At 50.1% G+C, this 1748-nt stretch carries 1 rRNA gene; it reads left to right on the forward strand.

Annotated elements, in window-relative coordinates:
• The first annotated feature begins 141 nt into the window (after positions 1-141).
• Positions 142-1718: ribosomal RNA gene (locus ACYVQZ_RS09885) — 16S ribosomal RNA — on the forward strand.
• Positions 1719-1748 lie beyond the last annotated feature (30 nt).

Genomic DNA, 1748 nt, shown 5'->3' on the forward strand with positions numbered 1-1748 from the left:
GTAGACCTTTGAAAACTGAATAAAGTTTCGACGAATCAAATGTGCAGGGCTCTTAAAACGTAGATTTTAAGAGAAATAACATTTGCGAAGTCAATTCGCTAAAAGCAACAAATAAAAAGAGCTATTCAAAGCTCATATACATTATATGAGAGTTTGATCCTGGCTCAGGATGAACGCTGGCGGTGTGCCTAATACATGCAAGTCGAACGCATTCTCGTAACTGATTGAAGGTGCTTGCACTAGATTGACGTTACATTTGAATGAGTGGCGGACGGGTGAGTAACACGTGGGTAACCTGCCCAGAAGCGGGGGATAACATTTGGAAACAGATGCTAATACCGCATAACAGACAAAACCACATGGTTTTGTTTTGAAAGATGGCCTTTGTGCTATCACTTCTGGATGGACCCGCGGTGTATTAGCTAGTTGGTAAGGTAACGGCTTACCAAGGCGATGATACATAGCCGAACTGAGAGGTTGATCGGCCACAATGGGACTGAGACACGGCCCATACTCCTACGGGAGGCAGCAGTAGGGAATCTTCCACAATGGGCGCAAGCCTGATGGAGCAACACCGCGTGAGTGAAGAAGGGTTTCGGCTCGTAAAACTCTGTTGTTGAAGAAGAACGTATCTAAGAGTAACTGCTTAGGTAGTGACGGTATTCAACCAGAAAGCCACGGCTAACTACGTGCCAGCAGCCGCGGTAATACGTAGGTGGCAAGCGTTATCCGGATTTATTGGGCGTAAAGCGAGCGCAGGCGGTTTCTTAAGTCTGATGTGAAAGCCTTCGGCTTAACCGAAGAAGTGCATCGGAAACTGGGGAACTTGAGTGCAGAAGAGGACAGTGGAACTCCATGTGTAGCGGTGAAATGCGTAGATATATGGAAGAACACCAGTGGCGAAGGCGGCTGTCTGGTCTGCAACTGACGCTGAGGCTCGAAAGCATGGGTAGCGAACAGGATTAGATACCCTGGTAGTCCATGCCGTAAACGATGAATGCTAAGTGTTGGAGGGTTTCCGCCCTTCAGTGCTGCAGCTAACGCATTAAGCATTCCGCCTGGGGAGTACGACCGCAAGGTTGAAACTCAAAGGAATTGACGGGGGCCCGCACAAGCGGTGGAGCATGTGGTTTAATTCGAAGCTACGCGAAGAACCTTACCAGGTCTTGACATCTAGCGCCAATCTTAGAGATAAGACGTTCCCTTCGGGGACGCTAAGACAGGTGGTGCATGGTTGTCGTCAGCTCGTGTCGTGAGATGTTGGGTTAAGTCCCGCAACGAGCGCAACCCTTATTATCAGTTGCCAGCATTCAGTTGGGCACTCTGGTGAGACTGCCGGTGACAAACCGGAGGAAGGTGGGGACGACGTCAAATCATCATGCCCCTTATGACCTGGGCTACACACGTGCTACAATGGACGGTACAACGAGTTGCGAACTCGCGAGAGTAAGCTAATCTCTTAAAGCCGTTCTCAGTTCGGACTGCAGGCTGCAACTCGCCTGCACGAAGTCGGAATCGCTAGTAATCGCGGATCAGCATGCCGCGGTGAATACGTTCCCGGGCCTTGTACACACCGCCCGTCACACCATGAGAGTTTGTAACACCCAAAGTCGGTGGGGTAACCTTTTAGGAGCCAGCCGCCTAAGGTGGGACAGATGATTAGGGTGAAGTCGTAACAAGGTAGCCGTAGGAGAACCTGCGGCTGGATCACCTCCTTTCTAAGGAAACGTGATACTCAACCTTCGGGT

The sequence above is a fragment of the Paucilactobacillus salsurae genome (genome assembly GCF_054784995.1).